The sequence below is a fragment of the Pseudooceanicola sp. HF7 genome (genome assembly GCF_011806405.1).
GTDB lineage: Bacteria > Pseudomonadota > Alphaproteobacteria > Rhodobacterales > Rhodobacteraceae > Pseudooceanicola.
The window spans coordinates 227,110-242,293 of sequence record NZ_JAATOW010000003.1; the positions used below are offsets into that span (position 1 = coordinate 227,110).

General features: G+C 65.3%; 15 protein-coding genes. 8 read left to right on the plus strand and 7 right to left on the minus strand.

What is annotated here, in order from left to right; genetic code table 11:
* Positions 1 to 3,399: an efflux RND transporter permease subunit gene (locus HCZ97_RS02540; protein ID WP_167687093.1), complete on the plus strand. Its 3,399-nt coding sequence runs from the start codon at positions 1 to 3 to the stop codon at positions 3,397 to 3,399.
* 7 nt (positions 3,400 to 3,406) lie between these two features.
* Here the strand turns inward: HCZ97_RS02540 and HCZ97_RS02545 are convergent, their stop codons facing one another.
* Positions 3,407 to 4,210: a protein-disulfide reductase DsbD domain-containing protein gene (locus tag HCZ97_RS02545; protein WP_167687094.1), complete on the minus strand. Its 804-nt coding sequence runs from the start codon at positions 4,208 to 4,210 to the stop codon at positions 3,407 to 3,409.
* A 168-nt stretch (positions 4,211 to 4,378) separates the two neighbouring features.
* On the opposite strand from HCZ97_RS02545, the gene HCZ97_RS02550 reads away from it, so the two are divergent.
* Positions 4,379 to 4,945 (plus strand): YqgE/AlgH family protein, encoded by a 567-nt coding sequence (locus tag HCZ97_RS02550; RefSeq protein ID WP_167687095.1) that lies wholly within the window; start codon positions 4,379 to 4,381, stop codon positions 4,943 to 4,945.
* Between the two features lie 6 nt (positions 4,946 to 4,951).
* Here HCZ97_RS02550 and HCZ97_RS02555 read toward each other — a convergent pair whose 3' ends face one another.
* Positions 4,952 to 5,899, minus strand: a complete 948-nt coding sequence (locus tag HCZ97_RS02555) for an L-threonylcarbamoyladenylate synthase (RefSeq protein ID WP_167687096.1) — start codon at positions 5,897 to 5,899, stop codon at positions 4,952 to 4,954.
* A 165-nt stretch (positions 5,900 to 6,064) separates the two neighbouring features.
* On the opposite strand from HCZ97_RS02555, the gene HCZ97_RS02560 reads away from it, so the two are divergent.
* The 5 genes from HCZ97_RS02560 to HCZ97_RS02580 all read left to right on the plus strand — a co-directional run bounded on the left by HCZ97_RS02560 (position 6,065) and on the right by HCZ97_RS02580 (position 10,151).
* Entirely contained in the window at positions 6,065 to 7,792 is a 1,728-nt protein-coding gene (locus HCZ97_RS02560; RefSeq protein WP_167687097.1) for an acyl-CoA dehydrogenase, read from the plus strand.
* On the plus strand, positions 7,789 to 8,835 hold the full coding sequence (locus HCZ97_RS02565; protein WP_167687098.1) for an MBL fold metallo-hydrolase: 1,047 nt from the start codon (positions 7,789 to 7,791) through the stop codon (positions 8,833 to 8,835). Before HCZ97_RS02560 ends, HCZ97_RS02565 begins: the two co-directional genes overlap by 4 nt.
* Position 8,836: 1 nt before the next feature.
* Positions 8,837 to 9,292 carry a DUF6173 family protein gene (locus HCZ97_RS02570; RefSeq protein ID WP_167687099.1) on the plus strand — a complete coding sequence of 152 codons (456 nt, stop codon included), beginning with the start codon at positions 8,837 to 8,839 and terminating at the stop codon, positions 9,290 to 9,292.
* A gap of 89 nt (positions 9,293 to 9,381) precedes the next feature.
* Positions 9,382 to 9,516, plus strand: a complete 135-nt coding sequence (locus HCZ97_RS02575; protein ID WP_167687100.1) for an aa3-type cytochrome c oxidase subunit IV — start codon at positions 9,382 to 9,384, stop codon at positions 9,514 to 9,516.
* A gap of 35 nt (positions 9,517 to 9,551) precedes the next feature.
* Positions 9,552 to 10,151, plus strand: coding sequence for a hypothetical protein (locus HCZ97_RS02580; RefSeq protein WP_167687101.1), 600 nt, complete (start codon positions 9,552 to 9,554; stop codon positions 10,149 to 10,151).
* Positions 10,152 to 10,154: 3 nt separating this feature from the next.
* On the opposite strand, the gene HCZ97_RS02585 is transcribed toward HCZ97_RS02580, so the two are convergent.
* Both HCZ97_RS02585 and HCZ97_RS02590 read right to left on the minus strand, forming a co-directional pair.
* Positions 10,155 to 10,481, minus strand: a complete 327-nt coding sequence (locus HCZ97_RS02585; protein WP_167687102.1) for an AzlD domain-containing protein — start codon at positions 10,479 to 10,481, stop codon at positions 10,155 to 10,157.
* The gene (locus tag HCZ97_RS02590) at positions 10,478 to 11,206 is read right to left on the minus strand and encodes an AzlC family ABC transporter permease (protein ID WP_167687103.1); all 729 of its coding nucleotides are present in this window, start codon (positions 11,204 to 11,206) and stop codon (positions 10,478 to 10,480) included. Before HCZ97_RS02590 ends, HCZ97_RS02585 begins: the two co-directional genes overlap by 4 nt.
* A 109-nt stretch (positions 11,207 to 11,315) precedes the next feature.
* Here HCZ97_RS02590 and mobA point away from each other — a divergent pair, with 109 nt between their 5' ends.
* Positions 11,316 to 11,927 carry a molybdenum cofactor guanylyltransferase MobA gene (gene mobA / locus HCZ97_RS02595; RefSeq protein WP_167687104.1) on the plus strand — a complete coding sequence of 204 codons (612 nt, stop codon included), beginning with the start codon at positions 11,316 to 11,318 and terminating at the stop codon, positions 11,925 to 11,927.
* Here the strand turns inward: mobA and HCZ97_RS02600 are convergent, their stop codons facing one another.
* The 3 genes from HCZ97_RS02600 to HCZ97_RS02610 form a co-directional block, all read right to left on the minus strand.
* On the minus strand, positions 11,928 to 12,335 hold the full coding sequence (locus HCZ97_RS02600) for a transglycosylase SLT domain-containing protein (RefSeq protein WP_254871298.1): 408 nt from the start codon (positions 12,333 to 12,335) through the stop codon (positions 11,928 to 11,930).
* Positions 12,336 to 12,516: 181 nt separating this feature from the next.
* Entirely contained in the window at positions 12,517 to 13,344 is an 828-nt protein-coding gene (locus HCZ97_RS02605; RefSeq protein ID WP_167687106.1) for a 4-(cytidine 5'-diphospho)-2-C-methyl-D-erythritol kinase, read from the minus strand.
* A gap of 63 nt (positions 13,345 to 13,407) precedes the next feature.
* Positions 13,408 to 15,099: a tetratricopeptide repeat protein gene (locus HCZ97_RS02610; RefSeq protein WP_167687107.1), complete on the minus strand. Its 1,692-nt coding sequence runs from the start codon at positions 15,097 to 15,099 to the stop codon at positions 13,408 to 13,410.
* Between the last annotated feature and the right edge of the window lie 85 nt (positions 15,100 to 15,184).

The window sequence follows — 15,184 nt, forward strand, 5'->3', positions numbered from 1 at the left end:
ATGCGCAGGGTTCCCGGCCCGGCGACGGGTGTCTTGAGCTACTTCACCCGCCACCGGACCGCCGCGAACCTGCTACTTGTGCTCATGCTGGCTGCGGGTTTGGCCGCCCTGCCGCGCATGCGGGCGCAGCAGTTCCCGGATGTGATCGTGGATGATATCCGCGTGAGCGTGGGCTGGCAGGGCGCGGGGGCCGAAGACGTCGACCGCGCCATCGTGCAGGTGCTTGAACCCGCGCTTCTTGCCGTTGAGGGCGTCGCGGAGTCAGAGGCGGATTCAACAGAGGGCCGCGCCCGCATCGACCTTGAGTTCGAGCCGGGCTGGGACATGGCGCGCGCGGCGGATGACGTGCAGGCTGCCGTGGATTCGGTCACCAACCTGCCGGAAGAGGCCGACCTGCCGGAGGTCACCCGCAGCGCCTGGCGTGACCGGGTGACGGATGTGATCGTCACGGGGCCGGTGGGAATGGACCAGCTGGCCCGCTTCGCCGATGAATTCGTGGCCCGGCTGTTTGCTGAAGGGGTCACACGGACGACGATAAGGGGCCTTGCCGCCCCGCGCACGGTGATCGAGGTTCCCTCCCTTGCCCTGATGACCCACGACCTGACACTGGCTGAGATCTCCGATGCCATTGCGGCAGAGGTGGACGGGGATCCCGCCGGCGATGTTACCGGGGCGAATGCGCGTGTCAGGACCGGGACGGAAAAGCGCTCCGCCGATCAGATTGCGGGGATCGTCCTGCGGTCCGAACCCGGCGGCAACACCCTGACCGTAGGGGACGTGGCGCGCATTCGGGTCGAGGGCGTGGACCGGCTTCGGACCTATTTCGTGGGCGATGATCCGGCGATCTCTGTCCGGGTGGACCGTTCGGACAAGGGCGATGCCATCGCGATCCAGCGCCAGGTTGAAGAGGTCGCGGCCCAGATGCAGGCGACCCTGCCAGAGGGCACGCGCCTGGATCTGATCCGAACCCGCGCGGACAGGATCGCCGGGCGGATCGAGATCCTGCTGGACAACGGCGCAACCGGGCTGCTGCTTGTGCTCTGCCTGCTGTTCCTGTTCCTGAATGCCCGCACGGCGATCTGGGTGGCCGCTGGCATTCCCGTCGCCATGCTGACAGCCATTGCCCTGATGTACGCAGGCGGCCTGACGCTGAACCTGATCTCTCTTTTCGCGCTGATTATCACGCTTGGTATCGTGGTCGACGACGCCATCGTCGTAGCCGAATATGCCGATGCCCGTGTCCGCGACCATGGCGAACCACCCGTGATGGCCGCAGAGAACGCCGCGCGGCGCATGGCCATGCCGGTCTTTTCCGCGACGGTGACCACAGTCATTGCCTTTTTCGGGCTGACCGTGATCGAAGGCCGGTTCGGAGAGATGATCGCCGATATCCCCTTTACCGTCATTACGGTCCTGCTGGCCTCCTTGGTGGAATGCTTCCTGATCTTGCCCAACCACATGAGCCACGCGCTGGCCGGGGGCGGGGAGGAGCGCTGGTATGATGTCCCCTCACGGACCTTCAACCGCGGCTTCGAATGGGCCCGCGAGCGGCTCTTCCGGCCCTTCATGGCGGGCATCATCCGGGCCCGTTACCCGGTCCTGGCCCTTGTCGTCGTGCTTCTTGCATCGCAAGTGGCGCTGTTCATCCGTGGCGATCTGCAGTGGCGCTTCTTCAACGCGCCGGAACGGGGATCGGTCACCGGGAACTTCATGATGGCCCCCGGGGCAGGGCGCGAAGACAGCCTTGCCATGATGCGCGAGATCCAGCGCGCGACCGAAGCCGTGGCACAGGATTACGAGGATCGCTATGGGGTCAGTCCCGTGGCCTATGTCCTGGCAGAGATCGGCGGGAATTCCGGGGCCTATCTCTCCGGGTCCGACAGCAAGGATCCCGATCAGCTGGGCGCCGTGACAATCGAGCTGATCGATGCCGACCTGCGCCCCTATTCTAGCTTTGCCTATGTGGCGGATCTGCAGGAGGCCGTTCAGAACCACCCCTTGGCAGAAGTGGTTTCCTTCCGGGGCTGGCGATCGGGACCGGGGGGGGATTCGCTGGACGTGCAGTTCTACGGCGGGTCGGCGGACACGCTGAAGGCCGCCTCCGAGATGCTGAAGACGGAGCTTCTGCGCTACCCCGAGGTGTCCGCGGTCGAGGACAACCTGTCCTATGACAAGCAGGAGTTCATCCTGGACCTCACGCCGCAGGGGCAGGCGCTTGGTTTCACCATAGATGACCTTGGGCGCGTGCTGCGCCACCGGCTGAACGGGATCGAGGCCGCGACCTATCCCGAGGGCCCGCGCAGCGCCGAAATCCGGGTCAGCCTGCCGGAAGACGAGCTGACGGCGGACTTCCTGGAACGGACGATGTTGCGCAGCCCCGCCGGCCAGTACGTGCCACTCGCCGATATCGTGCGGGTGACGCAACGCAGCGGGTTCTCCACGGTGCGGCGGGAAAACGGGCTGCGGGGGATCTCCGTCACAGGCGATATCTCCGAAGATGACCCGACCCGCGCGCAGGAGATCATGTCGGCGCTGGAAGAGGAGATCCTTCCCAATATCGTCGCGCAGCTCCAGATCGAATACCGCCTGTCCGGACTTGCAGAGCAGGAAAGCAGCTTCCTGTCCGATGCGCTGCAGGGCCTGATCTTCGTTCTGACTGGGATCTACCTGGTGCTGGCCTGGGTCTTCTCCAGCTGGACACGGCCGCTGGTGGTGATGGCGATCATTCCCTTCGGCCTGGTGGGCACCTTCTACGGACATGCGATCTGGGACGTGCCCCTGTCCATGTTCACGGTGGTGGGGCTGCTGGGCATGACTGGGATCATCATCAACGATTCCATCGTGTTGGTGACAACCATCGACGAATACGCGCAAGAGCGCGGGCTCTTTCCCTCCATCATCGATGGGGCGGAAGACCGGCTGCGCCCTGTCGTGCTGACCACCCTGACCACGGTTCTGGGTCTTGCGCCGCTGCTTTACGAAAGATCTAGCCAGGCGCAGTTCCTCAAGCCAACGGTCATCACGCTGGTCTACGGGCTGGGCTTCGGCATGGTGCTTGTGCTTTTCGTGGTGCCGGCGCTGGTGGCCATGCAGCACGACCTGATGCGGATGCGTCAGGCGCTGTCCCGTGCGCTGCGGTCCCGGCGGGCCTCGGGTCTCCGGGTGTTGAACTGGGCGGGCGTGGCGCTGATGGCGGTGTGGTTCGCGGCAACGCTTGGGCCCGCGCTCTGGCAGGGCCAGGTCTGGGCCCCGCTGGCCGGAGTGGTGCCGCTTCTGGCCGGGGTTGCCCCCCTGACGGCCGCTCTCTTGCTGTTCCTGGGGGGAATGCTGGGGCTTGTCGCGCTGCTGTTCCTGGTCGGCCTGGCACTGCAGATGCGACAGCGACCCGCAAGGGGCTAGGCCGCTCTCAGCCTGCCTCGCAGCCCGTGATCTCTACCGCGTGATCGCTGCCAAGGACTGTGATCCGGATCCGGGACCGGTCCAACATCATCGGTCCGCCCAGCACGGTGGTCCGCGCCACAAGCGTTTCGCCCTCGCGATGGGCAAGGGCGTCGGACAGCACCATGCCCGGCTGGCCCGTTTCGAAAACGGCGGTTTCCATGCGGCCGGCAGGGGGCATCGTCAGGCGTGCCTCGATCCCCAGGCCCTGGGCGTTGGGTTCGAAGCGGCAGGTGGCGCGGCTCACCCGGGCCTCTTTCGCGGTGAAGGGGCGCCCGGCAAGGGCCGCCACGATCGCCGGGTCACGGCGGGTGGCATCCGGCTCGAGATCCGCGGCGATCTCAAGGCTTAACGGAACGCAGACCGTTTCGCAGATCCCCAGCTCTATGCGCCCGTTCAGCATCACGTCTTCGGAGCGGTCGTCCGGGGTGACCCTCAGCGGCAGAACCACGCGGTGCTTGTACCCGATGGAGCGCAGGCCGCTCAACTCGAAGACCTCGGGGTTGGGCCAGATCACCTCCACGGCGTCGATGTTGCCGGAGCGGCTCCAGTCGAAGGTGGGGGGGATGCCGGCGCTGCCGGGTTGGCGCCAATAGGTCTTCCAGCCATCCGCAAGGGTCAGCTCGAGACCGGCCATATGCGTTCCGTCCGGCGCCCGCCAACCGGGCAGCATCCGCGCGGAAATGTAATCGGCATAGGGGTTGGCCACCGCGGGAAGAGCCGCGAAAAGGCACATTGCGGCCGCAGCCAGGGATTGCATCCGGAAAGTCATGGCATAGCAATGCCCGGGTACACCTGAAAATCCAATTCACAAAGCGGCGAGAGTTGCGGGATTTTTCCCTCTTTGCATTCGATCTGCATCTGAACGGTTGATAAAGGCGTGGGGCAGGCTCACATTCTAGGGAGCCGATGAAAATGGCGGGACGACAGGAGACACATTTTGACGACATCCTTCGACCTGACGGGAAAGATCCTCATGGCCATGCCGGGCATGCCCGATCCGCGTTTTTCCAACTCCGTGATCCTGCTCTGTGCCCATTCCGAGGAAGGGGCGATGGGGCTGATGATCAACAAGCTGGCCGAGAACGTCTCAAAGGAGGATCTCTTTGATCAGTTGGGGCTGACCGGGCAGGCTGACGCGCTGGAAAGCGCGGTCCACACGGGTGGGCCGGTGGAGATGGAGCGCGGCTTTGTCCTGCATACGGCGGATTACGAATCCGCCATCTCCAGCCTCTCCGTCGGGGACGGGCTCAAGATGACCGCGACGCTTGATATCCTGGAGGACATCGCCTCTGGCGACGGGCCGGAGCACGCGATGCTTGCGCTTGGTTACTGCGGCTGGGGGGCAGGTCAGCTGGAAGGAGAGATCGCCGACAATGGCTGGTTGGTGGGCGATGCCGAAACCAACCTGATCTTCGGTCAGGATGACGCGCAGAAATGGTCCAAGGCGCTGGCCGCGCAGGGGCTGGATCCGGTGCTGCTGTCAGACGTGGCCGGGCGCGCCTGAGCCGTCTCAGTCCCGTGGAGCGGCCGCGCGACGCAGCCGGTCATTGATGGCGCGGCCAAGGCCTGTATCCGGGATCGGAGCGACCGCAATCGCCTTGGCATTCATCCGGTCCAGTTCATGCATCGCGCGGAACAGGTTCGCTGCGGCCTCTGTCAGATCGCCGGAGGGCGACAGGTTCAGATCCCCGCCGGAGGGGCCGAAGCCCAGGAAGGTTTCACCGGGGGCAGGGGTCTTGGCCTCAAGCCGCATGGTGCCCTTGGGCGCATAATGTGACAGCATCTGACCCGGTGCCTCGATCCCCTTGTCAGTTCCGGATGACAGGGTGATCCCTGTCCGCTCACGCACATCTTCCGCGGTGATGCTGCCGGGCCGCAAAAGCCGCACGGTGCCATCGGGGTCGACCGCCAGGATCGTCGACTCAAGGCCGACGGTGCAGGGACCGCCATCCAGAATCGCCGCGATCCGCCCGCCCAGCCCGGTCATCACGTGTTCTGCCAGCGTCGGAGAGATCCGGCCGGAAGGGTTGGCTGAGGGCGCGGCCAGCGGTCCGCCTTGCCGCGCGATCAGTGCACGCGCCAGTGGGTGGGCCGGCATCCGGATCGCCAGGGTCGGCAGCCCGGCGGTGACCAGGCCAGAGACCGCAGCCCCCGCTTTCAGGGGCAGGACAAGCGTCAGGGGACCGGGCCAGAAGGCATCGGCAAGTTGGCGGGCCTGGGGCGGAAGCTCTACCAGCTGGCCGGCCATTTCCAGGTCAGCCACATGGGCGATCAGCGGATTGAAGGAGGGACGCCCCTTGGCGGCATAGATCTCTGCCACGGCGCGGTCATTGCAGGCATCGCCCGCCAGCCCGTAGACGGTTTCCGTGGGCATGGCGACAAGCGCACCGGAGCGCAGAAGCGCCGCGGCCTCGTCCAATGCGGCATCTGAACCGTCAAGCTTTCGGGTTTGCCACATGGTCGTCCTCTGGTCGCGCGGGCCGTGACGCGGCGTTTGGGTTGATGAAAAGGGTCTCCGGGGTACGGTATTACTCCGTTGGGCCAGCCATATCGCGCGGCTCGCGTCTTGCCAAGCCGGGCAGGGGCTGCCCCCGCCAGGCCAGGCTGCTGAGGAGGAAAGACCATGCCCTTTCGTGCGCCTGTCGCCGAGTTCCGCTTCCTGTTCGACCATGTCGTCGGCTTTAACCAGGTTGCCGCATCCGAGCGTTTCGCCGAGGCCTCTCCGGATACGGTAGAGGCGATCCTGACGGAGATCGCCCGCCTGACGGAAGACGTCTGGGCCCCCCTGCAGCGCAATGGCGATGTCGATCCGGCCATGCTGGAGAACGGCTCTGTCCGGACCTCGAAGGGGTTCGCCCAAGGGTTCCAGGCGCTGGCTGAAGGTGGCTGGATGGGCCTTTCCGCGCCAGAGAGTTACGGCGGGATGGACCTGCCCATGACCCTGACGAGCGCGATGAACGACATGCTCTCCTCCGCCTGCCTGTCCCTGGCGCTCAACCCGCTTCTGACCCAGGGCCAGATGGAAGCGCTGGAGCACCATGCCTCTGACGACCTGAAGGACCTCTACCTGCCAAAGCTCATCTCCGGCGAATGGACCGGTACGATGAACCTGACCGAACCACAGGCGGGGTCTGACGTTGGCGCGCTGCGCACAAAGGCAGAGCCGCTTGACGACGGGACCTATGCTGTCAGCGGGCAGAAGATCTACATCTCCTGGGGGGATCACGATTTCGGCGGCAATGTCTGCCACCTTGTGCTTGCGCGGCTGCCCGATGCCGCGCCGGGGACACGCGGCATCAGCCTGTTCATGGTGCCGAAGTACCTGCCCAACGAGGATGGCTCCCTTGGAGAGGCCAACAGCCTGCGGGTGGTCAGCCTTGAGCACAAGATGGGCCTGCATGGCTCTCCCACGGCGGTGATGGAGTACGACGGCGCGAAAGGCTGGATCGTCGGGGAGCCTCACAAGGGCATGGCCGCGATGTTCACGATGATGAACAACGCCCGTCTTGGCGTGGGCATCCAAGGGATCGGCGTGGCCGAGGGGGCCTACCAGCATGCCTTGGCCTTTGCGCAGGACCGCCAGCAGGGCCGGACCCCGCTGAGCGGCAAGCCGGGCGGCACCGGAGCGATCGTGGATCATGCCGATGTGCGCCGGATGCTGGCGACGATGCGGGCCGATGTCTTTGCCGCCCGGGCTATCGCGCTGAGCTGCGCCGTGGCGCTCGACATGGGCAAGGCCACGCAAGAGGCGGCATGGCAGGCGCGCGCGGCCTTCCTGACGCCCATCGCAAAGGCCTTCGGAACCGAAGTCGGGATGCGCGTGTCCGAAACCGGCATGCAGGTACACGGCGGCATGGGCTATATCGAGGAAACAGGCGCCAGCCAGTTCTACCGCGACGTCCGGGTCACCGCGATCTACGAAGGCACCAATGGCATCCAGGCCATGGACCTGGTGGGGCGCAAGCTGGCCGACGGGGGCGAAGCCGCCTTTGCCATCATCGAAGAGATGCAGGGCCTGGTCGAAGCCGCACGTGGCCACCATGATTCCCTGGCAGAACCGCTCTGGCAGGCGGTGGAAACCCTGCGCGAGGCCACCGAATGGATGGTGGCGCAGGAGGAGATGAACCGGCGCTTTGCAGGCTCCGTTCCCTTCCTGATGGGCTTTGCCCGTGTCTTCGGCGGCTATGCCCACCTCAAGGCCGCCATGGCAGAGGGCGGCGAGGGGCCGCGCTCGCGGCTGGCCGCCTTCTACATCGCCCGGCTCCTGCCGGAACATGTGGGCTTGCTGGCCCATGCGGTGGCGGGCGATGAGGACCTTTATGCCCTGAGTGTCGAGGATCTGACCGCGTGACACACTTGGCCCCCATCCGCTTTCCCTGGGAAGTGCCGCCGGAACATGGCAGCGCAGTTGAGGTTGCGGAGGGGGTCCTGTGGTTCCGCCTGCCGCTGCCCATGGCGCTGGATCACGTGAATATCTACGCGCTGGACGACGGCGACAGCTGGACCCTGGTGGATACGGGGCTTGATACGCCTGAAAGCCGTGAGATCCTGCAAGGGCTGCTGGCCGGTCCGCTGGCGGGCAAGCCCCTGCGCCGCGTGCTACTGACCCATCACCACCCGGATCATTGCGGGCTGGCAGGGTGGTTGCAGGAGACCCGGGACGCTGAACTGGTGACCTCTCGGACCGCCTGGCTGATGGCGCGGATGCTGCTGCTGGACGAACAGGAGCGCCCCGCCCCCGCAGCGCTGACCTTCTGGCGCAGGGCCGGGATGGACCCGGCGATCCTGGCAGAGCGTGAGGCAGAGCGCCCGTTCAACTTCATCGATGCGGTGCACCCGATCCCGGTGGGATATACCCGCCTGCAAGAGGGTGACACTTTCTGCGCCGCGGGGCGCACCTGGGACGTGCGTGTCGGCCATGGCCATGCGCCGGAACACCTGACCTTCTGGTCGCGCGAGGATCCCCTGGTGCTTGGCGGTGATCAGCTTCTGCCCTCCATCAGTCCCAACATCGGGGTCCATCCCACAGAACCCGAGGCTGACCCCCTGGGCGAATGGATGGAAAGCACGGAGCGGCTGGCGGCCTTCGCACAGGACGATCAGCTTGTGCTGTGCGGTCACAACATGCCCTTCACCGGCTTGCCCATCCGGTTGCATCAGATGGCGGAAAACCATGTCTCTGCGCTCGCGCGGCTCACCGATCACCTGGCAGAACCGAAGCGGGCGGTGGAGTGTTTCCCGGTCCTGTTCAGGCGCCGCATCAACAAGGGCACCTACGGGCTTGCCCTTGTCGAAGCCGTTGCGCACCTCAATTACCTCTACAAGCGCGGGCAGGTGACCCGTATCCTGGGAAAGGATGGCGCCTGGCTTTGGCGCGCGCAAACGGAGGAATAAGATGGACAACAAGGTGGAAACCAGCGCGGAACATGCGGAAAACGCGGTTCTGCCCTGCCGTCACGAGGTCCGCACGGATTGCGACACGCCCGAGCCGCCCAAGCCCGAGCAGGTGATAGACCGCCCGGTGTCGACCAAGAGCGCCGCGGCCTGGGCCTATGAGCGCCTGATCCTCTATATCCAGGACTTCGAGGAAAAGTTGGACCCGGAACAGGAAGCCGTCATGGGGTTCGCCGGTGGCGGCGCTGGCGTGCTTCGGATCGAGGGCATGGGATACTTTGATCCCGATATCGTCACCTTCACCGGAACGGATACCGAGGGGCGCAAGACCCAGCTGATCCAGCACGTCAGCCAGCTCTCCGTGATGCTGCGTGCCATGCCCAAGGCCTCTCCGGCGGAAGCGCCCCGGCGCATCGGATTCCGGCTGCGCACGGATCTGGAACGCAGTCAGGTGTAATCTGTCTGCAGTTGCGCGTAAGCGGGTGACAGGGCGGGGGGAATCCGGTAATTGCGGGTCAGGAAAACGGTTGTTGAAGGACTGACAGCATGGCCGAGCACAAGCATGGCGAAATGGACACCTCCACCCACGAGAAGACCTTTGAAGGTTTCATTCGTGCAGCGATGATTGTTGCCGGGCTGTCGATCTTCGTGCTGATCTTCCTCGCGCTCTTCAACAGCTGATCCGGGCGCGTCGCGGACCTGGAACGGAGCTGTCCATGAAATCCATGTTCCTTGCCCTTGCCGCACTTCTGGTGCTGGCAAGTTGTGGTGTTGGGCGGTCCGGTGCGCCGGAAACGCCGGCCGATGCCGTCACCCGTGGTCCCTGGCGCGACAATGAAGCGCCGTCCCTGACGCTGGTCACGGTGCGCAACAATCGCTCCGGATCAGGCGGGCATACGGCGCTGAAGATCGTCGCGGATGAGACGGTGATCTTCGATCCCGCGGGCTCTTTCCACCATCCGTCCATCCGGCGCACGGGGGACGTGCTGAGCGGCATCGATCCCGGCTTCTGGGACGCGTACAAGAGCATGCACGCACGCGCGACCTACAACGTGCTGACCCAGAGGGTCGAGGTTGCGCCAGAGGTGGCAGCGAAAGCGCTGGCCCTGGCCCGGGCGCGTGGGCAGGTATCCTCTGCCTATTGTGCGAATTCCACCTCCGAGATCCTGAGCCAGCTGCCCGGTTTCGAAGAGATCAACGTCACCTTCTTCCCGGTGAACCTGTCCGACCAGTTCGCGCGGATCACCGGCGTCAAGGGCGAAGTCCTTTACGAGGATTACACGCCGCCGGGGGCCGAGATGGCAGAGGCCGGCTAGGCCTCAGCCCGTAATCCAGAGAACCAGGTAGAGGGTCGCGGCGCCGCCAAGGATCGCCATGATCGTGTTGCGCAGGAAGATCCCCAGGCCCAGGGTCACGACCGCGGCCAGGAAACGCGCAAGGTCAAAAACACCATCGGTGCCGGCGGGCCAGGCGACCATGGGGGCGACCAGTGCCGGAAGCACGGCCACGGCCGTGTAGCGCAGGTGACGCAGCAGCCACTCCGGCATCGGACGGCTGCCGATGATACCCAGGAAGACGAAGCGCAGCAGGAAACTGCCCAGGCCCAGCCCGATGATCACGGCCCAGAGATCCACGCGGTCGATCATTTGCGTTTCTCCATCAGCAGTTCCAGCCGTGCTCCCACCATCATCGCCGCGATGGCCGCGATCAGCAGGCCCCCGTTGTAGGGCACCCAGGCAAAGCTGAGTGCCAGCGCGACAGAGGTCGCGGCGGCGGCCATATGCGCCACGGTCCGCATCATCGGCCCGACCATGGCGATGAAGGTGATCGGCGCGGCGAAGTCGAGGGCCAGTTCAGGCGGAATGGCAGAGCCGAGCAGCGCCCCGACGATGGTGGCGATGTACCAGGGAATGCAGATTGGCACCGCGACACCGGCGAAATAGCCCAGCTTCTGCGCCAGGGTCCACTGGGGGTGATCCTCGTAAGCGGTGACGGAGCAGGCGTAACTCTGATCGACAAGGAAATAGGCCACGAGCGCCCGTTTCCAGAGCGGCGCCTCGCCCAAGTAGGGCGTCAGGGAGGCGGAATACATCGCCATGCGCAGGTTCACCGCCAGGGCCGAAGCAAGGGCGATGAAGACCGGCGCCCCGTCCTGCAGCAGGGAAAGAGAGGCAAATTGCGCCGCCCCCGCGATGACGGCCACGGAATAGAAGAGCGCCTCGAACACGTTCAGCCCGGCTTCGGTTGCCAGGACGCCGAAAAGCAGCGCGAAGGGCACCACGACCAGAAGGAAGGGTGCAGCGTCGCGCACACCAAGCCAGAAGGTCGGTTTGTCTCTGGTGGCGGAAGGGGGCTGTGCATAGATTGCCATGAGGCGCGTCTAGCCGGGGCGGGGCGAGGACACAATCGTGTGAAACGCACAACCGTCCTTGTGACCCTGCAAGATCGCCGCAGGAATGCGCAGGAAGTGGAGTGGAACTGTGGAAATACCGGGTGTCATCCTGGCGGGCGGTCTGTCGCGCCGCATGGGCGGAGTGGACAAGGCGCTCATGACATTTGGCAGGGGCACCTTGATCGGGCAGGTGGTCGACCGCTTCGAGCCGCAGGTCAGCCGCCTTGCCATCAACGCCAATGCGGGCACGGCGGGCTACTCGGCCCTTGGTCTGCCCGTGATTGCGGACAGCCTGCCGGATCACCCCGGGCCCCTTGCAGGCGTCCTGGCAGCGATGGACTGGGCGGCAGAGCAGGGCGCGGCCCAGGTGGTCACAGCCGCAGCGGACACGCCCTTCCTGCCGGGCGACCTGGTGCCCCAGCTTCTTCTTGCTGCGGAGCTTGGCGGCAAGGACAGGGCCGTGGCGGCGAGTGTCGATGCAAGGGGAGAGCTGCGCGATCATCCCACCTTCGGGCTCTGGCCCGTCGCCCGGCGGGAAGAGCTGCGCCGGGCACTTCAGGCAGGCTTGCGGCGCATGCGCGATTGGGCGGATGCCGAGCGGACCGCGCGGGCTGTCTTTCCGTCCGAGCTGGGGGATCCCTTCTTCAACATCAACCGGCCGGAAGACCTGGCCCAGGCGCAGGCGATGCTGAAGAGCTGATCAGCGCAGCCCGGTTTCGTCCAGCAGGTTGCGGCGCTTGGCCTCGTAGTAATAGCCGCGGGCGTACCACCTGACGGCGGTATCAAGGCTGCCATCCGAGACCATCCAGGCCCCACGCAGGTATTTGACGGCGTACTTGAGGTTGGTTTCCGCATCCAGAAGATCCGGGTTCTCACCCTGGAAGCCCATGGAGCGCGCGGTCGCCGGAAGGATCTGCATCAGGCCGTAATAGGGGCCGTTGCGGGCGCGGGGGCGGTGGGTGCTTTCCCGGATCACGACCTTCTGGATCAGTTTCACGGGAACATCGTAGAGCGCGGCGTATTTCTCGATCAGCCTGCGCAGCTGCGGGGTCTCATTGGGGTAGAGCGGAGCACTGTCGACGAAAGCCATCGCTGGACGGGTGGACATGCGCGTGACCTCCTGACTGCCGGCACAGGCCGTGATCGGGAGGCAAAGAAGCAGTACCAAGAGCCGGGTCCAACGCATTGGGTATCTCCAAGGCCGTTTCGCTTCTTTCGCATTAGGCGAAAAACCTTGATCGGGAAACAACGGCGTTCCCGCATCGGCAAAAGCCGGCCGGTTTGGCGGTTCAGGCAAGCTGTGTTGGGCAGATCCACCAATTCGGCTGCGCGTCAGAGAGGCGTTTTGCCGCCATTTCAGCCGCCGGGAGATCGGGGAAGAGCGCAAAGCAGCTGGCCCCGGATCCCGACATGCGTGCAAGCAGGCAGCCCGGTTGTGCCGCCAGGGCTGAGAGGACCCCGGCAATGGCCGGCGCGGCCCGGAGCGCCGGGGCCTCAAGGTCATTGCGTTGCCGGTCAAGCCAGCCGGCCATGTCCTGAGCCGTGGAAAGACCTTCGGGCAGTTCTTCCAGCGGGGGATTGTCGCGCCGCTCAAGGCTGCGGAAGACCTCTGGCGTGGTCAGGGGCAGGCGCGGATTGACCAGGACGGCGGGCAGGGCAGGCAGGCCGGGCTGTGGCGTGATCTGCTCACCCACGCCCTGCATCCGGGCGGCCTTGCCGAACAGGCAGACAGGCAGATCCGCGCCGATGCTTTCGGGATGCGCAAGGGGCGGCTTGCCGGTCAGTTGGGCGATGCCGCGCAGCACAGCGGCTGCATCGGATGTGCCACCGCCAAGGCCCGCGGCATTGGGCAGGTGCTTTTCCAGCGTGATGCGCACCGGCACCCCGGCCGCGCGGGCCGCCTTGATGCAGAGGTTGCGATCATCCTCCGGCACGCCTTCGGCCAGGGGGCCGGTCACGCGGATGGCGTAATCCTCCGCCAGGGAAAGCTCCAGCTGGTCGCCCCGGTCGGCAAAGACCACCAGGCTGTCCAGCAGGTGGTATCCATCGGCCCGGCGCCCCGTCACATGTAACGCGAGGTTCACCTTGGCAGGGGCGAGAAGCCGCAATTCCTGCATCTGTCTTTCCTTGGGCCTTCTGGCTTTTGTCGTCTGGCCCCGGATCATCAGGGCCGGTGTCGGTCAGGGATTGCCAGAGGCAACCTGGCCGATCTCCGTCTCTTCTTCTGCAAGCACGGCGTCAAGCCCGACCTTGAGCTTGCGGCGGATCCGTTCGGCCTCTTCCTCTTCGGGGTCGAAGGACAGGGCACGGTGCCACTGGAACTGCGCCTCCAGTTTGCGCCCGACGCTCCAGTAGACATCGCCCAGGTGGTCATTGACCACGGCATCCACCGGCATCAGCTCTGCGGCGCGTTCCAACTGGGGCACGGCTTCCTCCGTCCGGCCCAGCTGGTAGAGGACCCAGCCGAGGCTGTCGACGATGTAGCCGGCGTTGGGGTTGATCTCTACCGCGCGTTCGATCATCTCCAGCGCCTCGTCCAGGTCCTTGTCCATTTCGACCAGCGAATAGCCGAAGTAGTTCAGGACGTTGGGCTGGTCGGGATTGAGCTCAAGCGCGGCGCGGAAATCGGCCTCTGCCTGGGGCCAGTCGTTCAGCCGCTCACGGGACATGCCACGGGTATAGAGCAGGATCCAGTTGCTGGGGTCATCGTCCCGGCGCAGCTCAAGGGCGCGGGTGTAGGCCTCCACCGCCTTGCGGTGATTGCCGACCTGGCGCTGCATGTCACCCAAGACGCGCTGCACTTCGGGAAGATCCGGGTAGGTCGCGGCGAGGGAGTTCATCACTTCCAGCGCGGCTTCATTCCGGTCGGATTGGAACAGCGTGTCGGCGCGCCCCAGCTCTGCCATGTAGAAATTGGGATCCTCACGCGAGACGGAGCGATAGGCGGCGGTTGCCAACTCCGGCTGGCCCAGGCTCTCAAGCAGTTCGCCCGACAGAAGCTGGGCATCCACGTGGTCTGGGCGCAGCGCAGCGGCCAGGCGGGCGAAAAGCAGCGTGTACTGGTAGCTGGCCTCGCTTTGCAGGGCGGCCGCGATGGAAAAGAAGACCTCTGCCGCGCCGTCCTGGATGGAGGTCACATGGGTATTTTCCAGCGTCTCCCCGGCTTCCAGCCGCGCCTTGATCTGTCGCAGCTCCGGGTTCAGGTTCTCACCGAACAGCGTGCCCAGAAGGGTCAGTGCCTCTTCGTTGCGGTCAAGCTGGGACAAGGCCTCGATCCGGGCGAGGGCGCCGCGGCGGGTCATTTCAAGCTGGCCGTCACCGGGGGCGGCATAGATGGCCTCTGCTGCGGCAAAGTCACCGACGTAGGAAAGGGCCAGCGCCTTGTGATAGCGGGCGAAATAGGACAGCCCATCTTCTGCCGCGACCTTGTCGAAGGCGGCAAGGGCGGCGTCCATGTTGCCCTTGCCCAGGTGGATCCAGGCGGCCAGAAGCCCATCGGCAAGCGGGCCGGCGCCTTCGCGGGCCTCGATCCGGGTCAGCAGGTCGTCGTAGCGCGCGTTCTTCAGGTCATCCACCACGATCGCCATCCGCGCGATCTGGCTTTCGGATCCAAAGCCTTCCAGCCGGCGCGCGGCGGGCACGGCATCCTGCACTTGCCCGGCAGAGATCTCTGTCTGGATCAGCCCTTCCAGCACGCGGGGATCATCCGGCAGTTCCTTGACCGCGCGGCGGTAATAATAGGCGGCGTTGTCGTAATCGTCCGTAATCCAGGCCTGGCGCGCGGCCAGGTAATCCCCGGCGGCAGTTTGCGCCAGCGCGGGAAGCGGCAGGGCGGCGGCCAGGGCAAGGACGGAGATCTTCAGAAGGTTCATGCCGGTATCCAGACTGCTTTTCCCGAAAGCCTACGGAACCGACCTTTCGAAAGCAATGAAGCCGGCGACCGCGTGCCCGAAGGCA

Excerpts from the sequence above, each read along its gene's own strand:
- HCZ97_RS02540 (WP_167687093.1), top strand. The coding sequence starts at position 1 with ATGCGCAGGGTTCCCGGCCCGGCGACGGGTGTCTTGAGCTACTTCACC.
- HCZ97_RS02545 (WP_167687094.1), bottom strand. The coding sequence starts at position 4,210 with ATGACTTTCCGGATGCAATCCCTGGCTGCGGCCGCAATGTGCCTTTTC.
- HCZ97_RS02555 (WP_167687096.1), bottom strand. The coding sequence starts at position 5,899 with ATGTGGCAAACCCGAAAGCTTGACGGTTCAGATGCCGCATTGGACGAG.
- HCZ97_RS02560 (WP_167687097.1), top strand. The coding sequence starts at position 6,065 with ATGCCCTTTCGTGCGCCTGTCGCCGAGTTCCGCTTCCTGTTCGACCAT.
- HCZ97_RS02570 (WP_167687099.1), top strand. The coding sequence starts at position 8,837 with ATGGACAACAAGGTGGAAACCAGCGCGGAACATGCGGAAAACGCGGTT.
- HCZ97_RS02575 (WP_167687100.1), top strand. The coding sequence starts at position 9,382 with ATGGCCGAGCACAAGCATGGCGAAATGGACACCTCCACCCACGAGAAG.
- HCZ97_RS02580 (WP_167687101.1), top strand. The coding sequence starts at position 9,552 with ATGAAATCCATGTTCCTTGCCCTTGCCGCACTTCTGGTGCTGGCAAGT.
- HCZ97_RS02585 (WP_167687102.1), bottom strand. The coding sequence starts at position 10,481 with ATGATCGACCGCGTGGATCTCTGGGCCGTGATCATCGGGCTGGGCCTG.
- HCZ97_RS02590 (WP_167687103.1), bottom strand. The coding sequence starts at position 11,206 with ATGGCAATCTATGCACAGCCCCCTTCCGCCACCAGAGACAAACCGACC.
- HCZ97_RS02600 (WP_254871298.1), bottom strand. The coding sequence starts at position 12,335 with ATGTCCACCCGTCCAGCGATGGCTTTCGTCGACAGTGCTCCGCTCTAC.
- HCZ97_RS02605 (WP_167687106.1), bottom strand. The coding sequence starts at position 13,344 with ATGCAGGAATTGCGGCTTCTCGCCCCTGCCAAGGTGAACCTCGCGTTA.
- HCZ97_RS02610 (WP_167687107.1), bottom strand. The coding sequence starts at position 15,099 with ATGAACCTTCTGAAGATCTCCGTCCTTGCCCTGGCCGCCGCCCTGCCG.